The sequence below is a fragment of the Mesorhizobium sp. UC74_2 genome (assembly GCF_042701485.1).
Taxonomy (GTDB): domain Bacteria; phylum Pseudomonadota; class Alphaproteobacteria; order Rhizobiales; family Rhizobiaceae; genus Mesorhizobium.
In genome coordinates, this window is record NZ_CP170562.1 from 3419192 (window position 1) to 3435258 (window position 16067).

The window sequence follows — 16067 nt, forward strand, 5'->3', positions numbered from 1 at the left end:
GAAAGGCAAAACCCCGCCGGAAGGCCGCCGTGAGGCCTTCCAATTCACGACGCGAACCAGTTCACCCCTTCGGGGCAGTCGGCTTGGGTTTGGGCGCTTCCTGGGCGGTCTTGTTCTCGAGCGGAGGCAGCCCCTTGAGCAGCTTCTGCTCGACGGAAGCCAGCACATCCGGCTCAGGCTTCAGGTCGCGAGCATGGCGCCATTGGAAAGTCGCTTCCAGCTTGCGGCCGACCCGCCAGTAGACATCGCCCAGATGGTCGTTCAGCACCGGATCTTCCGGTTTCAGCTGCACGGCACGCTCCATTTCGCGCACGGCGTCGTCGTAGCGGCCAAGCTTGTAATAGGCCCAGCCCAGCGAATCGATGATGTAGCCGTCGCTCGGCCGCAGCTCGGCGGCCTTCTTGATCATATCCAGCGCTTCCTTGAGGTTGGTGCCCATGTCCACCCAGGAGTAACCGAGATAGTTCAGCACCTGCGGCTGGTTCGGGTAGAGTTCCAGCGCCTTGCGGAAATTCGGCTCGGCCTTCGGCCATTCCTTGATGCGCTCATAGGCAATGCCGCGCTGATAGAAGATGTTCCAGTCAGCCTTGGTCGGCGTCTTCAGCACCGCGACCGCCTTGTCGAAGAGTTCGGCTGCGGAGCGGAAATCCTGCTTGGAGGCGTAGACGCCGCCAAGAGCCAGATAACCGCGCATGTCTTGAGGATTTGCCTCGACAAGGACCTTAAGCTGCTTGATCGCTTCGTCGTTGCGGCCGAGATCGGCGAGGTTCAGGCCGGTCTGCAGTTCCGAGACTTCCTTCAGCGGCGAGGACGCCGGAATGCGGCGGTAGAAATCGATGGCACGGTCACCATCCTTGAGCTGCTCGGCAACGGCGGCAAGCTGTACCAGAACAACGTCGCTGTCCGGCTTCAGCGCCAATGCATATTCGAGATAGAGCCGCACGAACGGCTCACCACCACCCCGGTTGAGCGCGGTGGCAAGATTGAGCAGTATCTCGGACGCTCCTTCCGAAGGGTTCACGACAAGCGGATCCGGCTTCTCGCCCTTGCCTATCCTGTCGCGCAGCGCGACGATCTCGATCTTGCCGGGGCCGAATTCTTCCGCCTGCTTCAGCACCGAAAGCGCCTTGTCCTTGTCGCCCTTGCGGGCCAGGAAGATCGCATAGGCCTGCGCTGCACGCATCCAGGTCTCTGGCGCAGCCCCTCCGGCAGACGTGTTGCCGATCGCCTCGGCATAGGCCGCGTCGGCCTTGTCGGTCTTTCCGGCAGCATCGGCAATCAGCGCGCGATGATAGGCCTTGAACAGGTCGAACCACTCCGGGCCTTCCAGCTTGCCGACATAGTCCATCGCGTCAGTGCCCTGGCCGGCACCCTGCATGGCCCAGCCGGTCATGACACCGCTGATCAGCTTGTCGAGATCCGCACCGAGCGACAATTTCAGCCAGTACTGTGCCTTGGTGAAATCCTTCTTCTTGAAACTGTCCACGGCCAGCGCCAGGCGCGAGAAGCGCTCGATATCCGGCACCTCCTTCAATTTGTCGGCGTAGGGCAGTGATTCCTCGAAGCGGCCCTGTGCGATCAACGAAAGCATCAGGCTCTGCTGAAGCTGTGTATCCTCAGGCGCGAAGGCCAGTGCCTGTTTGTAATAGTTGATTGCGTTGTCGAGATCGTTGTCGTTTTCAGCGACCCTCGCCGACAGATAGGCGCCGGAGAACGAATTGATTTCGACAGGTGCCGATGGCTGCGCAGCCAAACCGGACTGCGTCTGGGCCGCAAGGCCAGCGAGAATAGCCAGGCTCGAAAGCCAGCGAGCACGTCTTTGCCGCATCGTATCCCTTTCTGGCGGGCTCCTCCCCTGCTCAAGCGGGGATCGCCAAGAATCCTTCATTCCGGCAAAGCATGGCCTTTTTGGGGTCGCGCATCAATCCGGCTGGCGGTCACAATGCGGACATCGTCTTAACAAAGCATGGCTTCCGATGTGGGCGGCTCTGCCGGGTAGGAACGCCGCGCCAGCGACTTGCTGCCAAAAAGTAACGCCTTAGATGACCTCGCCTCAATTCACGCGGCTGATGCAGAAATCGATGACGTCGATCAGCGCCGCCTTCTGAGGCGTTCCCTCAAGCGGCGCCAGCGCGTCACGGGCGATCTCGCCGAAGTGACGGGCTCGGCCGATCGTGTCGGAGATGGCGGCATGCTTCGTCATCAGGCCGATCGCTTTTTCGAGACCGGCATCGTCTGCCACGTTCTCCTCGATGGCCCGCTTCCAGAAGGTGCGCTCGGCGGCGGTGCCGCGGCGATAAGCAAGGATCACCGGCAACGTGACCTTGCCCTCGCGGAAGTCGTCGCCGACATTCTTGCCGAGATCCTTGGAGGAGCCGCCGTAGTCCAGCGCATCGTCGATGAGCTGGAAAGCGAGACCGAGATTCATGCCATAGGAGCGTAGCGCGGCACGATCGATGCGCGAGGCATCAGCGATGACGGGGCCGACTTCGGCGGCGGCCGAAAACAACGCGGCAGTCTTGGCTTTGATGACCGCGAAATGCTCATCTTCCGTGGTGTCGAGGTTCTTGGCGGCGGCGAGTTGCATGACTTCGCCTTCCGCGATGATCGAGGCGGCCGAGGACAGGATGTCGAGCGCATCGAGCGAACCGACATCGACCATCATGCGGAAAGCCTGACCGAGCAGAAAATCGCCAACCAGCACGCTTGCCTGGTTGCCCCAGATCATGCGCGCCGTCTTCTTACCACGCCGCATGCCGCTTTCGTCGACCACGTCATCGTGAAGCAGGGTGGCGGTGTGCATGAATTCGACGCTGGTCGCGAGCTTGACGTGGCCGTCGCCGGAGTATCCGAACATCTGTGCAGCGGCGAGCGTCAGCATCGGACGCAGCCGCTTGCCACCCGACGAGATCAGGTGATTGGCAACCTCGGGGATCATCTGCACGTCGGAACCGGCCTTGGACAGGATCAGCTCGTTGACGCGCCCCATGTCAGACGCCGTCAGGTCGATCAGATCCTTGATCGACGCTGCTTCCCGCTTTCCGTCTTCGAGGTTGAGAACAACACCCACGCCAAAACTCCCGTCCGCCACGCCACCGCGCGCTGCCTTGATAGGACTCTAGCGGCCAGAGCGCATACGGCAAGTGGCGAATTGGCGCGGATTGCGCAAGAGGGTTCCGGAGCGAAGCGTTTACATCGCTGAAACAAGCTGCGAGTTTGCCGCCATGATCGAGCTCATCCGCACCAACGACGCCGTTGTCATTTCCTTTGTCGAATCGCTGATGCGCGATGCCGACATAGGTTTCCTCACCGCCGACCAGAACATGAGCGTGCTGGACGGTTCGATCGGCATCCTGCCGCGCCGGATCCTCGTCGAAGACGACCGTATCGACGAAGCCCGCCGTATCCTCACCGACGCCGGCATCGCCAACGAAATCCGCCGGACATGACCGTGGCCGAACCGGCCGGCGCGCCAAGGCACACGGTGGACGCCTTCCATCGTGGCCGTTTCTGGCTGGTACAGCCGGCCGCTGGCGGTCACCGTGCCGGCATGGACGCAATGACGCTGGCCGCCGCCGTACCGACGGATTTTACCGGACTGGTGGCCGATTTCGGGGCCGGCGCAGGTGCTGCAGGGCTCGCCGTCGTTTCGCGCTGCGAGAAGGCAAGGGCGACACTTGTGGAGCGTTCTCCCGAAATGGCGACCTTTGCCGAGGCGTCGCTGGCGCATCCGGCCAACCAGCATCTCAGCGACCGGGTGACCGTGCTGCGTGCCGACGTCACGCTGACCGGAAAGGCACGGGGCGTGGCTGGGCTTACTGACAACAGCTTCGACTTCGTCATCATGAACCCGCCTTTCAATGCCGGCGAGGACCGCGCGACACCCGACGCGTTGCGGCGCGAGGCGCATGTCATGGCGGATGGGCTTTTCGAGGTCTGGGTGCGCAGCGCTGCAGCCGTGGTCAAGCCGCGTGGCGGCATTGCGATCATTGCGCGACCGGAATCCCTGGCGGCCATTCTCGACGCGTTGGCCGGCCGTTTCGGCAATGCGGAGATCGTGCCGGTGCATCCACACGCCGACCAGGCGGCGATCCGCATCGTTGTCCGTGGCTTGCTCGGCGCGCGGGGCAAGCTGGCGCTCAGGCCGCCACTCGTGCTGCACGATGCCACGACCAAAGGTCTCTTGCCGTTGGCTGATGCCATCAGCAATGGAACGGCCCCGCTTTTCGGAGATTGATCTTCCCTGACCATTGCCGTCCAGCGGCAAATGCCTACATGCCATCGGCCAAACTGGAGAACCGCATCCCGTGCGTCGCCTTTTCAACCGTATCCTGCCGAAATCCTGGCGTTCCACCGATGTCGTCGTACCCGTCATCCGGCTGCATGGCACGATCATGGCCGGCGGCAGCCAGTTCCGGCAGAACCTGTCGCTGGCTTCCACGGTCGGCTTGATCGAAAAGGCGTTTTCCTTTTCCGGGCCGGCCGTTGCGATCTCGATCAACTCACCAGGCGGCTCCCCCGTGCAGTCGCGGCTGATCTACAAGCGCATCCGCGATCTGGCAGCAGAAAAGAACAAAAAAGTCTTCGTCTTCGTCGAGGATGTGGCTGCTTCCGGCGGCTACATGATCGCTGTCGCAGCCGATGAGATCATCGCCGACCCGTCTTCGATCGTCGGTTCGATCGGCGTCATCTCCGGCACTTTCGGCTTCACCGACCTGATCAAGAAGATCGGCGTCGAACGCCGCGTACACACCGCCGGCAAAAACAAATCCTCGATGGACCCATTCCAGCCCGAGAAGAAAGAGGACGTCGAGCGGCTGAAAACACTGATGCTGGAGTTGCACGAGACGTTCATCGATCTGGTCAAGGAACGCCGCGGTGCCAAATTGAAGGACGACCCGGACCTGTTCACCGGCCTGTTCTGGACCGGCAAAAAGGGGCTGGAATTGGGCCTCGTCGATGGGCTCGGCGATATGCGGAGCACCCTAAAGGAGCGCTTCGGCCCGAAAACACAACTGAAACTCGTCAGCCAGCCCAGGGGGCTGTTCGGCCGTTTCGGACTGTTCGGCTCGTCAGGCGGCTTCACCGCCCCGGCCCTGGCTGCCGCAGGCGTCGACGCACTTTTCGATGCGGCCGAAGAACGCGCGCTATGGAGCCGTTTCGGCCTTTGAAAAGCCACGGGAACGGTCTACGATGACTGCTTGCCTGACCCGTACGTCCGTCACCGAGGACCCTTGAGGAAGGAGTTTCGATATGCCGCAGATCATCTTCTTCATCGTCATCGGCGTCGTTGCCTATGTCGGGTACCGCTCCTTCATGAAGGAAGCTGAACGGGTCACTGCCAAGGTGCGGCGTACCGAACAACAGCGAGCCAACGGTACGATGGGAACGCTGGTGAAAGACCCCAAGACCGGCGAATATCGGCTGGCCAAGGATTGAGCACCACGGCATTTGTATCCGCAGACCATGCCATGAACGCCCGTCTGGCGCCCGCGAAGGTCAATCTTGCGCTCCATGTCACCGGTCGGCGCCCCGACGGCTATCACACCATCGAAAGCCTCGCAGTGTTCACCCGCTTCGGAGACCGGATCAAAGCGCAGAGGGCAGATGAGGACGGTTTCAGCGTTTCGGGCCGTTTCGCCGGTCTGGTTCCGGCGGACGAAACCAATCTGATCCTCAGGGCGCGCGATGCGCTCCGCCGGCATGTCGGTCCGGAGAATGCTCCTGCGGTAGCCATTTCGCTCGAAAAGAACCTGCCGGTAGCCTCCGGTCTCGGTGGCGGATCAAGCGATGCGGCAGCGGCGCTGCGCGCGCTTGTCTCGAGCTGGAACCTCGACATCGACGAGATGCAGCTGGCTCGGATCGGCTTTTCGCTTGGAGCCGACCTGCCAATGTGCCTCAAGGCACAGCCGCTCCTCGCCTATGGCGCGGGCGAGACGATTTCGACCGTTTCGAAATTCCCTGCCCTCGGCCTGGTCATGGTCAATCCTGGCGTGGCGGTCGCTACCCCCGATGTCTTCAGAGCCCTCGTCCACCGCGACAACGAAGCTCTGCCACCACTGCCGAAGACCATTGACTTCCACAGCCTGCGCAGTTGGCTCGAGGCGACACGCAACGACCTCGAAGCCGCCGCCGAGACGATCACCCCGCTGATCGGCAAGGCCAGGGCTGCACTGCTGCAGGCGGACGCCGCCTTTGCCCGCATGTCGGGTTCGGGAGCCACCTGTTTCGGCTTGTTCGAAACCGGCAACGTCGCCAAACGCGCGGCTGCAACTATCCGCTCGCGTCATCCAGACTGGTTCGTCGCGGCGACACGCTCCCTGCCATCCGAGGCGTTGGAAGACCAGTATGCCTGACGCCGGCCGTCCCTTCATTCCCGTCCGTTTCGCGGTACTGACCGTTTCCGACACGCGCGGCCTTGCCGATGACAGATCCGGCCAGACGCTGGCCGACCGCATCGAGGCTGCCGGACATATACTGGCCGCTCGCGCTATCGTCCCGGACGATAGCGACAAGATCCGCGACAGGGTCCTGGCCTGGTCCAAGGATGAAGGCGTCGATGCCATCATCACTACCGGCGGCACCGGCTTCACCGGCCGCGACGTGACCCCGGAAGCCCTGGAACCGATCTTCGAGAAGCGCATGGACGGCTTCTCGGAGGTTTTCCACCGCATCTCCTACGACAAGATCGGCACCTCGACCATCCAGAGCCGGGCAACCGGCGGCGTCGTCAACGCGACCTTCGTCTTCGTGCTGCCGGGCTCGCCCGGCGCATGCAAGGACGCCTGGGACGGTATCCTGAAGGCCCAGTTCGACTACCGCCACATGCCCTGCAATTTCGTGGAGATCATGCCCAGGCTGGATGAGCACCTGCGGCGCAGCGGCAAGTAATTCGAGGCATCGCAGGCTTTCCCTTCGTTTCGAAGCCGGTCATGGCGTTTAGGCTCCGAAACCGACGTTCCGAAACAAAGGTCGAGGGGCTATCCTTCCGCGAAAGGGAGGTGGTTATGGCCGTTTACAGAGGCGGATGCCATTGCGGCAATGTCGTGCTGTCTTTCGAGACCGCAATCGCCCCTGGGACATCGAAATCCGAGCCTGCCAATGCTCTTTCTGCCGCAGGCACAATTCGCTGGCGGCAGCCGACCCCAATGGCATGCTGACCATCCACGTGCAGAGCGAAGCGCTGCTCTCGCGTTATGCCTTCGGTTTGAGAACCGCCGAATATCTGGTCTGCCGCGACTGCGGTGTTTATGTCGCGGCAGCAACCACGGACAGTGTAGGGCAGCGGGTAATCGTCATCGTCAACGCACTGGACGGACGCGAGCAGTTCCGCAAGGAACCAATCCCAACGGTATATGATGCAGAAACGCGCGATGAGCGTGTTGCCCGCCGCAGATCCCGATGGATGCCTGTGAAATGGTCCAGTGAATCCTGAGGCGCGCGCCGCTTCGGCTTTTTGGCGTAGTCCTGGACGCAGCACTGCCGCGCACTTTTGCGGGGATTGTTCTAAGGCCGGCGAAACGCCGTCGGCCCCCCATAGAGATAACCGATGCGGGCAACCGCATCCTTCAATCCCTCCAACGCCACGGTCATGGTGTGACCGTTGGCATGGATCATCATCTCGCTGTCGGTCATGATCGCGACATGGCCTTTCCAGAACACCAGGTCGCCGCGCCGCAACCCCGAATAATCGGCTCCTGTATCGAGAAGCTCGCCCAGCGAAGCGACCTGCATGTCGGTGTCACGGAGCACGTCGCGGCCAGCCATGCGCATTGAAAGCTGCACCAGGCCGGAACAGTCGATGCCGAAACCGGAAGCTCCCCCCCACAGATAAGGTGTGCCGAGGAACGTTTCGGCAATCGAGACATAGTCCGCCGCATGGTTACCGATCGGCCGCAGATGGCCGGCGATGATCGTCTCACCGGACGGCAGCACTGCGTAGTGCGTGCCACGCGTCTCGGCAGTGCCGACGACCGCTATGGTCGAGCCCATCGACAAGTGTCCGCTGCGCGGAAAGCGCAGATCCGGTCCCGGGTAGACGAAGGTACGCGGGGCGGAGACGATATGGGTCGCGGCTGCCTCGCGCGGTTTCAACTCCTCGGCCAGAACATAGCCGACATATCCGTCACGCTCACCTTGAACCCAGGCCCAACCGTCGGCTTCATCGAACACCAGGACGTCGTCACCGGACAAAAACTGCGTATCGATGCCTGAATCGACGCGTGGCGCACGGCGCAGATCAGCGACTGACGTCGCTATCCGGGCTGGCCGGCCGCTGACGAAACGTTCAGCTGCCACCTCACCTTTCAGGCGGATATCGGCAAGATCGGTGCGAAAGGCATGCAGGCGGGCGTCGTGGGCGGTCAAAGCATCAACTCGGCTGTTCGGAAATCAGATCGGCAAATTGTGTGCCTTGGCAATGATATCATCGCCAAGGCGCTCGACATAGAGCGCACCTTCGACCGTGCGTTTGACCAGCACATTGCGCTTGTCGAGTTCGTCGCGGTGACGCGACACCAGCTTGAGTGCGCCCATCGTGTCCAACGCGCGAGTGATGACAGGCTTGGTGACATCGAGCCGGATGGCGAGGCCCCGAACCGTGTGCGGCGGCGGATCCAGATAGATGGTGAGCAGGATGGCGAGCTGTCGCGCCGTGAGATCGGGGGCGTCGCCGCGCACCTGCGAGAGCATGACCTGCTGCCACAGTCGCAGGGCCTGGCTCGGGCGCAGAGCAATCGACATCCGTCCAGCATGACGGAAAATCGTTTCGTGTCCGTTTCAGTCCCAAGCTCAGCCGAAGCGGCCGGAGATAACCCGTTCCAGCGCGCGAATGGCCTGCGCCTCACCACCGGCCGGACCATAGGGTCGCTCGGCAGGATTCCAGGCGAAGATGTCGAAATGCGCCCAGCTCGGGCTCTTCTCGACGAAGCGCTTGAGGAAGAGAGCCGCCGTGATCGAACCTGCGAAGCTGTCCGCAGTGACGTTGTTCATGTCGGCGATCTTGGATGACAGCTTGGCGTCATAGGGTTTCCAAAGCGGCATACGCCATAGCGGATCCTCCACCGCAACCGCGGCAGCCGCGAGTTCGGCAGCGAGAGCGTCGTCGTCGGTATAGAATGGCGGCAGGTCCGGCCCCAGCGCGACACGGGCCGCGCCTGTCAGCGTCGCCATGTCCACCAGCAGGTGTGGCTGCTCGTCATCCGCCAGCGCCAGCGCATCCGCCAGCACCAGGCGGCCTTCGGCATCGGTGTTGCCGATCTCGACCGTGATGCCCTTGCGACTGGTCAACACGTCACCTGGTCGGAACGCATTGGCGGAGATGGAATTCTCCACTGCCGGGATCAGGACACGCAGCCTGACCTTCAGACCCGCGGCCATGATCATCGAAGCGAGGCCGAGCACATTGGCCGCGCCGCCCATATCCTTCTTCATCAGAAGCATCGAGGCCGACGGCTTGATGTCGAGCCCGCCAGTGTCGAAGCAGACGCCTTTGCCGACCAGCGTCACTTTCGGCGCTCCCTTCGGCCCCCAGGTCAAATCGATGAGGCGCGGCGCTTCCGCCGAGGCGCGACCGACGGCATGGATCATCGGGAAGTTCTTCCTGATGAGGTCGTCCCCCGCTATGACGGAGATATCCGCCTTGTGGCTTTTCGCCAGGACGCGCACCGCCTTCTCAAGCGCTTCCGGCCCCATGTCGCTGGTCGGTGTGTTGACAAGGTCGCGGGTCAGAAAGACGCCTTCGGCAATGCGGCTGACACGATCTGCGTCGGTGTCAGCCGGCAACGCGAAACGCAGCGCCTTGCCAGGCTTCTTGCCGTAACGGGTGAAGACGTAGCCGCCAAGCACCAGCGCCAGTGCGGAAAGTTCCGGATCAGCAGGTATTTCCGCGAAATGCCAGTCGCCGGCGGGCAGCGCCCTGGCGAGAGAACCGGCCTGCAACGCGCCCTCGCCCGCGCCGAACAGTGCGCCGCCGATTGCGCCGTCCTTGCCGGGCAGCACGAGCGTGCGTCCCGCTTCGCCCGAGAAGCCGTTGGCCCTGGCCCAGGCAAGCGCCTCGGGCGACAGCAGGGCGGCATCCAGCCCATCCTTGCGAACGAGGTGCACAGGCAGCGCCTTGCGCGGTTTCTTTGCGACGAGTTCGACAGGCATTTTCAAGCTCCGGGGGCGCCTGCAACTCGGCGCTCTTAACCATCCGTTAGGGTTAACAGAATATTTCTCGGCTAGGGAAGACGGCCGGCGCACGGCCCCCGGAAGAATGGAGCCCGCCCCCATGCCCATCACCCTCCCCGCCCGCAGGACAGGCAAGCGGTTGATGACCGCGGCGTTGCTGGCCGTGCTTGCGGCGGGTGTCGCCGGCTGCGGCACCATCGACCGCATGTCGACCGGCTCGATCGGGCGTGGCAGCGGCAAGCCGGTGGAACTGATGTCCTCCAGCGAACTGCGCGATGCCACCGGCCGGCTGGGCGCATCCTATGCGCGCAACCCCAACGACAAGAACATCGCTCTGAAATACGCCATCGTGCTGCAGATGAACGGCGATGCCGATCAGTCCTTGGCGGTGATGCGCAAACTCGCCATCGCCTATCCAAAAGAGCGCGACGTGCTCGCCGCCTATGGCAAGGCGCTCGCGGCAAACGGCCAGTTCGAGCCGGCGCTCGACGCCGTTCGACGCGCCCAGACGCCGGAATATCCAGACTGGAAACTCGTTTCCGCCGAAGGAGCCATCCTCGACCAACTCGGCCAACGCGACGAAGCCCGACAGCTCTACCGCAAAGCTCAGGACCTGAAGCCGAACGAACCGTCGATCCTGTCCAACCTCGGCATGTCCTATCTGCTGGAAGGCGATCTGCGCACGGCGGAAACCTATCTGCGCTCAGCCAGCTCGCAGCCGAATGCCGATAGCCGCGTGCGACAGAACCTGGCGCTAGCCGTTGGTCTCCAGGGCCGTTTCGACGAGGCGGAGAAGATCGCCTCCCAGGAATTGTCCCCCGAACAGGCACAGGCAAATGTCGCCTATCTGCGCCAGATGCTGTCCCAGCAAAATGCCTGGAGCCAGCTCAAGGCGCAAGACAAGGGCAAGAAGCAGCCCGCGGCCGCCGTCAACTGATCGGCCACGAGACTTCAATATGCATTGGAAAACCGCGCCCTTGCCGCGCGGTTTTTCCGTTTGGAGCGATTTCCTGATCGCGGCGCTATTGCTGTGAAGACGACCGGCTTTTCTCGCCGAATATGCCGCGCTCGCTGACAGTGATGCCGGCAGGGCCGAGAATGATGGCGAAGAGGACCGGCAGAAAGAACAGGATCATCGGCACGGTCAGCTTCGGAGGAAGAGCAGCCGCTTTCTTCTCCGCCTCGTTCATGCGCATGTCACGACTTTCCGCAGCCAGCACGCGCAGCGCGTGCGCCACGGGCGTACCATAGCGCTCCGCCTGAATGAGTGCCTGGGAGACCGCCTTCACGGAATCCAGCCCAGTACGGCCCGCGAGATTCTCATAGGCCTGGCGCCGCTCCTGCAGATAGGAGAGCTCGGCGTTGGTCAGCACGAACTCTTCGGCCAGTTCAGCGGATTGCGCGCCGATTTCGTCCGCAACCTTGTGCATCGCGGCTTCCACGGACATGCCCGATTCCACGCAGATCAGCATCAGGTCGAGCGCATCCGGCCAGGCCTTCTGGATGGATTGCTTGCGTTTGGTGGCACGGTTGGAAACATAGAGAACCGGCAGGTAGAAACCGGCATAGCCCCCAAGGATACAAACGAACAACTTCACGAAGAACGGCTGTTCCCCGAGAGAGCCGAGCACAAAGACGTAGAAGACCGCCAATGCCAGCCCCAGGAATGGAAGCACAAGGCGAAAGAACAGAAACTTGGTGAGCGGATTCTGGCCGCGGAAACCGGCCATTTTCAGTTTCTGCAGCGTCTTCTCATCCGCCAGGGCACGCTTCAGATCCAGCCGCTCGACAATGTTGCGCATGCCGATCGACTGTTCCTCGCGCAGGCCCTTGCGGCGGCGATCGGCTTCCGCGGCAAGCCTTGCGCGCTGTTTGGCGCGCAGCTCGTCACGCTCCAGTGCCACCGACTTCATTCGCACCTTGAGAGGATCGCGAGCGAAAGCAGGCAAAAGCGTGAAAACCGTAGCGAAAACGGCAATCGCCACCAGAATGGCGATCAGAAAGGCCGGATCGGTAAGGGTGCTGATTGTCTGACCGGTCATCGTCCTACACTTCGATATTCATCATCCGCCGCATCACGAAGATGCCGATCAGCATCCAGAAGCCCGCGACACCCAGGATCATGTTGCCCGTGCTGGTCGTGAACAGCGGCATCAGATAGTTCGGACTTGTCAGATAGACGAGAAACGCGACGATGAAGGGCAATGCGCCGATGATCGCCGCAGAGGCTTTGGCTTCCATCGACAGCGCCTGAATCTTGGCCTTCATCTTCTTGCGGTCGCGCAGCACGCGCGACAGATTGCCGAGCGCCTCCGAAAGGTTGCCGCCGGCCTGCGCCTGAATCTGAATAACGATGCCGAAGAAGCCGGCTTCGGCGCATGGCATTGTCTCAGGCATGCGCAATGCCGCTTCCGGAATGGACATGCCCACCTGCTGGGCATCGACGATCCGCCGGAACTCGCTCTTCACCGGCTCCGCGGCTTCATTGGCGATCAGCCGAATGCCGTCGTTGAGCGGCAGGCCTGATTTCACGGCGCGAACGATCACATCCAGCGCATTGGGGAATTCGTTGAGGAAGGCTTTGACACGGCGCTTGCGGCAAAAGGAGATGAACCAGCGCGGCAAGCCGAGGGCCCCGACCAGCAAGGCGGCTGGTATTGCGAACAGCGGCGCGCCGGCTATGAAGGTCAGGAAGCAAAGCGCAATGCCGCTGACAACGGAATAGATGTAGAAGCGCTCCATTGTCATGGTGAGACCGGCCTGACGGATCTGGATCCGCAGTGGCGGGTTCTTGATGGTGCGCGTACTGGTCTTCTGCTTCTCGTCGAGATCCTTCAGCGTGTCCTGCAGCGATTTGCGACGTTTGGCGGCCTCGTTCATCTTTTCGCGAGCCGCTTTCACGACTGCGCGGTCGCTCTCCGCGGCCTTGATGGTTTCCAGACGCTTGCCGGCCTGTTTTGCCGCACTCATGCTGTTGAACATCAAAGCGTATGCAATCGCGCCGGCGCTCGTGCCGGCGAGAAGGACGAAGATCAGAATGGTGCTGTCGATACCGAACATCGGCAAGATTCCTCGCGCCTCTGGGATCCTTACTCGGCCCTCTTCTCCATTGCCTCGAGCGCACTCGCCAGGTGCTGCTCCTCCCCGTAGTAGCGGGCACGCTCCCAGAAATGCGGACGGCCGATGCCGGTCGATACGTGCTCGCCGATAAGCCTGCCGTTCATATCCTCGCCCTTGATATTGTAGAGGACGAGATCCTGCGTGATGATCACGTCGCCTTCCATGCCGATCACTTCGGTGATGTGGGTGATCCGTCGCGACCCGTCGCGCAGGCGCGCGGCCTGGATGATGACATCGACGGAACCGACGATGATTTCGCGCACCGTCCTCTGCGGCAGCGAGTAGCCGCCCATCGCGATCATGGATTCCATGCGGTTCAGGCATTCGCGCGGACTGTTGGAGTGGATCGTTCCCATCGAGCCGTCGTGACCGGTGTTCATAGCCTGAAGGAGATCAAAGACCTCCGGTCCGCGCACCTCGCCGACGATGATGCGGTCCGGCCGCATGCGCAGGCAGTTCTTGACCAGATCGCGCATGGTGACCTCGCCCTCGCCCTCGAGATTGGGCGGGCGGGTTTCCAGGCGCACCACATGCGGCTGCTGAAGCTGCAGCTCGGCCGAATCCTCGCAGGTGATCACCCGTTCTTCGCGGTCGACATAGTTGGTCAGGCAATTGAGCAGCGTCGTCTTGCCGGAACCGGTCGAGCCGGAAATGACGACGTTGCAACGAACACGACCGATGATCTTGAGGACTTCCGCGCCCTCGGGCGAAATCGCACCGAAACGAACGAGTTGGTCGAGGGTGAGTTTGTCCTTCTTGAATTTTCGGATGGTGAGCGCGGTGCCGTCGATGGCAAGAGGCGGCGCAATGACGTTGACGCGTGATCCGTCGGGAAGACGAGCGTCGCAGATCGGCGAGGATTCATCCACGCGGCGACCGACCTGGGAAACGATGCGCTGGCAGATATTCAGGAGCTGCTGGTTGTCGCGGAAACGGATACCGGTCGTTTCCACTCGCCCGTTGACTTCGATGTAGACGTTGCGGGAGCCGTTCACCATGATGTCGGCAATATCGTCGCGTGCCAGCAGCGGTTCGAGCGGGCCGTAGCCCAGGACGTCGTTGCAGATGTCCTCAAGCAGATCTTCCTGCTCGGCAATCGACATCGCGAAGTTCTTGATCGCGATGATGTCGTTGACGATGTCGCGGATTTCCTCGCGCGCGCTTTCCGGATCGAGCTTGGCGAGCTGCGACAGATCGATCGTGTCGATGAGAGCCGAAAAGACCTGGCTCTTGGTGTCGTAATAACCCTCGCCGCGCTCGCGAGGCGCCCGCTTGGCTTCCGCGGCCATGCTTGGGGCCTCGATCGCCCGTCGCGCCGGCGCCGCGGCCGGCGACGTTTGTTGCGGCGCGATCGGCGCAGATGGACGAGGTACTACCGCAACCTCCAAAGGCGCGGGAGCGAGCTGCCGGAATTCCGGCGTCGCCCGACTGCCATCGTCACTGCCTCTCTTGCCAAACATGATCTGCTACCCATCCCGCCCGAGGCGGTTACTTCTTGTTACGCCTGAGCTTGCCGAGAATATTGCCGAGCCCGGCTTTTTTCTTCGCCTTGAGTTCGCTACGGCCCGTCAGCACATGGGCGATCTCCTTGATCGTGGCCACGACCGGGTTCTTGGCATCCATTTCGCCCAGCATACGACCGTTGTTGGCGGCATTGCCGAACAACAAAGGCTCGAAAGGAATGACGGCCATCGGCATGATGCCCAGGGGCTCGGCGAAGTCGTTGGCCGAGATCTCGGGACGCTTTGGAATTCCGGCCTGGTTCAGGATCAGCTTGGGCGCCGGGTCATTCGGCCTCAGCCGCTTCAGCATGTCCACCAGGTTCTTGGCGTTGCGCAGATTGGCCAGTTCCGGCGTTGCCGTGATGACGATCTCGTCCGCCTTGATCAGCGTGTTCTTGCTCCAGCCGCTCCAGATATGGGGCACGTCGAGGACCAGCAGAGGTGCGGTGCGCTGCGCCGTGTCGATGATCTGGCTGAAAGCTTCCGGTTCGAAGTCATAGACGCGGTCAAGCGTGGAAGGCGCCGCCAGGAGGGAGAGATGTTCGGCACATTGCGCCAGCAGGCGATCGAGATAGACCTCGTCGATCCGCTCCGGTGAAAAAACCGCCTCGGCGATCCCTTGCGCCGGGTCCTGGTCGAAATTGATGTTCGCGGTACCGAAGGCAAGATCCAGGTCCGCCACGACGACTTCCGACTTGAACAACGAGGATACGGCCCAAGCGACATTGTGCGCGATCGTCGAGGAGCCGACGCCGCCCTTTGCACCCACGAAGGCCACCGAGCGACCAATCGGTTCCGCTTCCGGATCGACAAAAATCGAGGTGACGACGGCGACGATATCGGCCATCGAAACGGGGGCGACCACATATTCCGAAATGCCGGAGCGGATCAGTTCCCGGTAGAGGCCGACATCGTTGTAGTGTCCGATCACCACCACCTTAGACGATGGGTCACAGTACTCGGCAAGCTGGCCGAGCTGCTCGAGCATCTCCTTCGGCTCGGCCCGCGTCTCCAGCACGATCAGATTGGGAGTGGGGGCGGAATGATAGAAGTCGACCGCCGTCGGAATTCCGCCCATGTGAACTTTCAGATGGGCCTTGGCCATGCGCCGGTCCATGCCCGCGCGTTCGATCGGGTTGGCAACACCTTCGGTCTCGCAGAAAGCCTGGATGGAAATACGCGGAACAGGCCGCAAAGACTGCATTGCGGCGATGTCCTGGTGCGAGACATCGCCGTCTTCCGCCGAAGGATCGTAGGCGAGATTGGTCATGTTTT

The 16067-nt window shown here is 62.0% G+C and carries 17 protein-coding genes; 8 read left to right on the forward strand and 9 right to left on the reverse strand.

All coding sequences use genetic code 11. The features are described from left to right. Nucleotides 1-61: 61 nt before the first annotated feature. Together ACFJIU_RS16655 and ACFJIU_RS16660 are read right to left on the reverse strand one after the other, a co-directional pair. Nucleotides 62-1828: a tetratricopeptide repeat protein gene (locus ACFJIU_RS16655; RefSeq protein ID WP_379061613.1), complete on the reverse strand. Its 1767-nt coding sequence runs from the start codon at nt 1826-1828 to the stop codon at nt 62-64. Nucleotides 1829-2053: 225 nt separating this feature from the next. Next, nucleotides 2054-3070, reverse strand: a complete 1017-nt coding sequence (locus ACFJIU_RS16660; RefSeq protein ID WP_379061615.1) for a polyprenyl synthetase family protein — start codon at nt 3068-3070, stop codon at nt 2054-2056. 154 nt (nt 3071-3224) lie between these two features. Between ACFJIU_RS16660 and ACFJIU_RS16665 the strand changes: the two genes are divergently transcribed. The 7 genes from ACFJIU_RS16665 (at nt 3225) to ACFJIU_RS16695 (ending at nt 7435) form a co-directional block, all read left to right on the forward strand. Next, nucleotides 3225-3449 (forward strand): DUF2007 domain-containing protein, encoded by a 225-nt coding sequence (locus ACFJIU_RS16665; RefSeq protein WP_379061618.1) that lies wholly within the window; start codon nt 3225-3227, stop codon nt 3447-3449. Beyond that, nucleotides 3446-4237 carry a tRNA1(Val) (adenine(37)-N6)-methyltransferase gene (locus ACFJIU_RS16670; RefSeq protein WP_379061620.1) on the forward strand — a complete coding sequence of 264 codons (792 nt, stop codon included), beginning with the start codon at nt 3446-3448 and terminating at the stop codon, nt 4235-4237. Before ACFJIU_RS16665 ends, ACFJIU_RS16670 begins: the two co-directional genes overlap by 4 nt. Before the next feature lie 70 nt (nt 4238-4307). Beyond that, nucleotides 4308-5171 carry a S49 family peptidase gene (locus tag ACFJIU_RS16675; protein ID WP_379061623.1) on the forward strand — a complete coding sequence of 288 codons (864 nt, stop codon included), beginning with the start codon at nt 4308-4310 and terminating at the stop codon, nt 5169-5171. Between the two features lie 82 nt (nt 5172-5253). Then, nucleotides 5254-5439: a hypothetical protein gene (locus tag ACFJIU_RS16680; protein WP_379061625.1), complete on the forward strand. Its 186-nt coding sequence runs from the start codon at nt 5254-5256 to the stop codon at nt 5437-5439. 32 nt (nt 5440-5471) lie between these two features. Beyond that, nucleotides 5472-6356, forward strand: a complete 885-nt coding sequence (locus ACFJIU_RS16685) for a 4-(cytidine 5'-diphospho)-2-C-methyl-D-erythritol kinase (RefSeq protein ID WP_379061628.1) — start codon at nt 5472-5474, stop codon at nt 6354-6356. Beyond that, entirely contained in the window at nt 6349-6891 is a 543-nt protein-coding gene (moaB, locus tag ACFJIU_RS16690; protein WP_379061630.1) for a molybdenum cofactor biosynthesis protein B, read from the forward strand. The genes ACFJIU_RS16685 and moaB overlap by 8 nt, the downstream gene beginning before the upstream one ends. Nucleotides 6892-7153: 262 nt before the next feature. Then, a complete protein-coding gene (locus ACFJIU_RS16695; protein ID WP_379061632.1) occupies nt 7154-7435 on the forward strand; it encodes a hypothetical protein in 282 nt (93 codons plus the stop codon). Between the two features lie 71 nt (nt 7436-7506). Here ACFJIU_RS16695 and ACFJIU_RS16700 read toward each other — a convergent pair whose 3' ends face one another. The 3 genes from ACFJIU_RS16700 to ACFJIU_RS16710 are packed head-to-tail and all read right to left on the reverse strand — an operon-like array spanning nt 7507 to nt 10149. Beyond that, nucleotides 7507-8367 carry an NlpC/P60 family protein gene (locus ACFJIU_RS16700; protein ID WP_379061634.1) on the reverse strand — a complete coding sequence of 287 codons (861 nt, stop codon included), beginning with the start codon at nt 8365-8367 and terminating at the stop codon, nt 7507-7509. A gap of 24 nt (nt 8368-8391) precedes the next feature. Beyond that, nucleotides 8392-8742 (reverse strand): MarR family transcriptional regulator, encoded by a 351-nt coding sequence (locus ACFJIU_RS16705; protein ID WP_379061636.1) that lies wholly within the window; start codon nt 8740-8742, stop codon nt 8392-8394. Nucleotides 8743-8790: 48 nt separating this feature from the next. Beyond that, nucleotides 8791-10149 (reverse strand): leucyl aminopeptidase family protein, encoded by a 1359-nt coding sequence (locus ACFJIU_RS16710; protein ID WP_379061638.1) that lies wholly within the window; start codon nt 10147-10149, stop codon nt 8791-8793. A 121-nt stretch (nt 10150-10270) separates the two neighbouring features. On the opposite strand from ACFJIU_RS16710, the gene ACFJIU_RS16715 reads away from it, so the two are divergent. Then, on the forward strand, nt 10271-11107 hold the full coding sequence (locus tag ACFJIU_RS16715; RefSeq protein WP_379061640.1) for a tetratricopeptide repeat protein: 837 nt from the start codon (nt 10271-10273) through the stop codon (nt 11105-11107). An 85-nt stretch (nt 11108-11192) separates the two neighbouring features. Here the strand turns inward: ACFJIU_RS16715 and ACFJIU_RS16720 are convergent, their stop codons facing one another. Genes ACFJIU_RS16720 through ACFJIU_RS16735 form a run of 4 tightly spaced genes read right to left on the reverse strand, consistent with a single transcriptional unit; the run spans nt 11193 to nt 16062 of the window. Next, a complete protein-coding gene (locus ACFJIU_RS16720) occupies nt 11193-12212 on the reverse strand; it encodes a type II secretion system F family protein (RefSeq protein ID WP_379061642.1) in 1020 nt (339 codons plus the stop codon). Nucleotides 12213-12216: 4 nt separating this feature from the next. Then, a complete protein-coding gene (locus ACFJIU_RS16725; RefSeq protein WP_379061645.1) occupies nt 12217-13230 on the reverse strand; it encodes a type II secretion system F family protein in 1014 nt (337 codons plus the stop codon). Nucleotides 13231-13259: 29 nt separating this feature from the next. Further along, nucleotides 13260-14750: a CpaF family protein gene (locus tag ACFJIU_RS16730; protein WP_379061647.1), complete on the reverse strand. Its 1491-nt coding sequence runs from the start codon at nt 14748-14750 to the stop codon at nt 13260-13262. A gap of 28 nt (nt 14751-14778) precedes the next feature. Next, entirely contained in the window at nt 14779-16062 is a 1284-nt protein-coding gene (locus tag ACFJIU_RS16735) for a CpaE family protein (RefSeq protein ID WP_379061649.1), read from the reverse strand. Nucleotides 16063-16067: the final 5 nt, after the last annotated feature.

What these genes read in the sequence shown, in the direction of transcription:
- ACFJIU_RS16655 (WP_379061613.1), bottom strand. Translation starts at nt 1,828, where the DNA reads ATGCGGCAAAGACGTGCTCGCTGGCTTTCGAGCCTGGCTATTCTCGCT.
- ACFJIU_RS16665 (WP_379061618.1), top strand. Translation starts at nt 3,225, where the DNA reads ATGATCGAGCTCATCCGCACCAACGACGCCGTTGTCATTTCCTTTGTC.
- ACFJIU_RS16670 (WP_379061620.1), top strand. Translation starts at nt 3,446, where the DNA reads ATGACCGTGGCCGAACCGGCCGGCGCGCCAAGGCACACGGTGGACGCC.
- ACFJIU_RS16680 (WP_379061625.1), top strand. Translation starts at nt 5,254, where the DNA reads ATGCCGCAGATCATCTTCTTCATCGTCATCGGCGTCGTTGCCTATGTC.
- ACFJIU_RS16685 (WP_379061628.1), top strand. Translation starts at nt 5,472, where the DNA reads ATGAACGCCCGTCTGGCGCCCGCGAAGGTCAATCTTGCGCTCCATGTC.
- moaB (WP_379061630.1), top strand. Translation starts at nt 6,349, where the DNA reads ATGCCTGACGCCGGCCGTCCCTTCATTCCCGTCCGTTTCGCGGTACTG.
- ACFJIU_RS16695 (WP_379061632.1), top strand. Translation starts at nt 7,154, where the DNA reads ATGCTGACCATCCACGTGCAGAGCGAAGCGCTGCTCTCGCGTTATGCC.
- ACFJIU_RS16705 (WP_379061636.1), bottom strand. Translation starts at nt 8,742, where the DNA reads ATGTCGATTGCTCTGCGCCCGAGCCAGGCCCTGCGACTGTGGCAGCAG.
- ACFJIU_RS16710 (WP_379061638.1), bottom strand. Translation starts at nt 10,149, where the DNA reads ATGCCTGTCGAACTCGTCGCAAAGAAACCGCGCAAGGCGCTGCCTGTG.
- ACFJIU_RS16715 (WP_379061640.1), top strand. Translation starts at nt 10,271, where the DNA reads ATGCCCATCACCCTCCCCGCCCGCAGGACAGGCAAGCGGTTGATGACC.
- ACFJIU_RS16720 (WP_379061642.1), bottom strand. Translation starts at nt 12,212, where the DNA reads ATGACCGGTCAGACAATCAGCACCCTTACCGATCCGGCCTTTCTGATC.
- ACFJIU_RS16725 (WP_379061645.1), bottom strand. Translation starts at nt 13,230, where the DNA reads ATGTTCGGTATCGACAGCACCATTCTGATCTTCGTCCTTCTCGCCGGC.
- ACFJIU_RS16730 (WP_379061647.1), bottom strand. Translation starts at nt 14,750, where the DNA reads ATGTTTGGCAAGAGAGGCAGTGACGATGGCAGTCGGGCGACGCCGGAA.
- ACFJIU_RS16735 (WP_379061649.1), bottom strand. Translation starts at nt 16,062, where the DNA reads ATGACCAATCTCGCCTACGATCCTTCGGCGGAAGACGGCGATGTCTCG.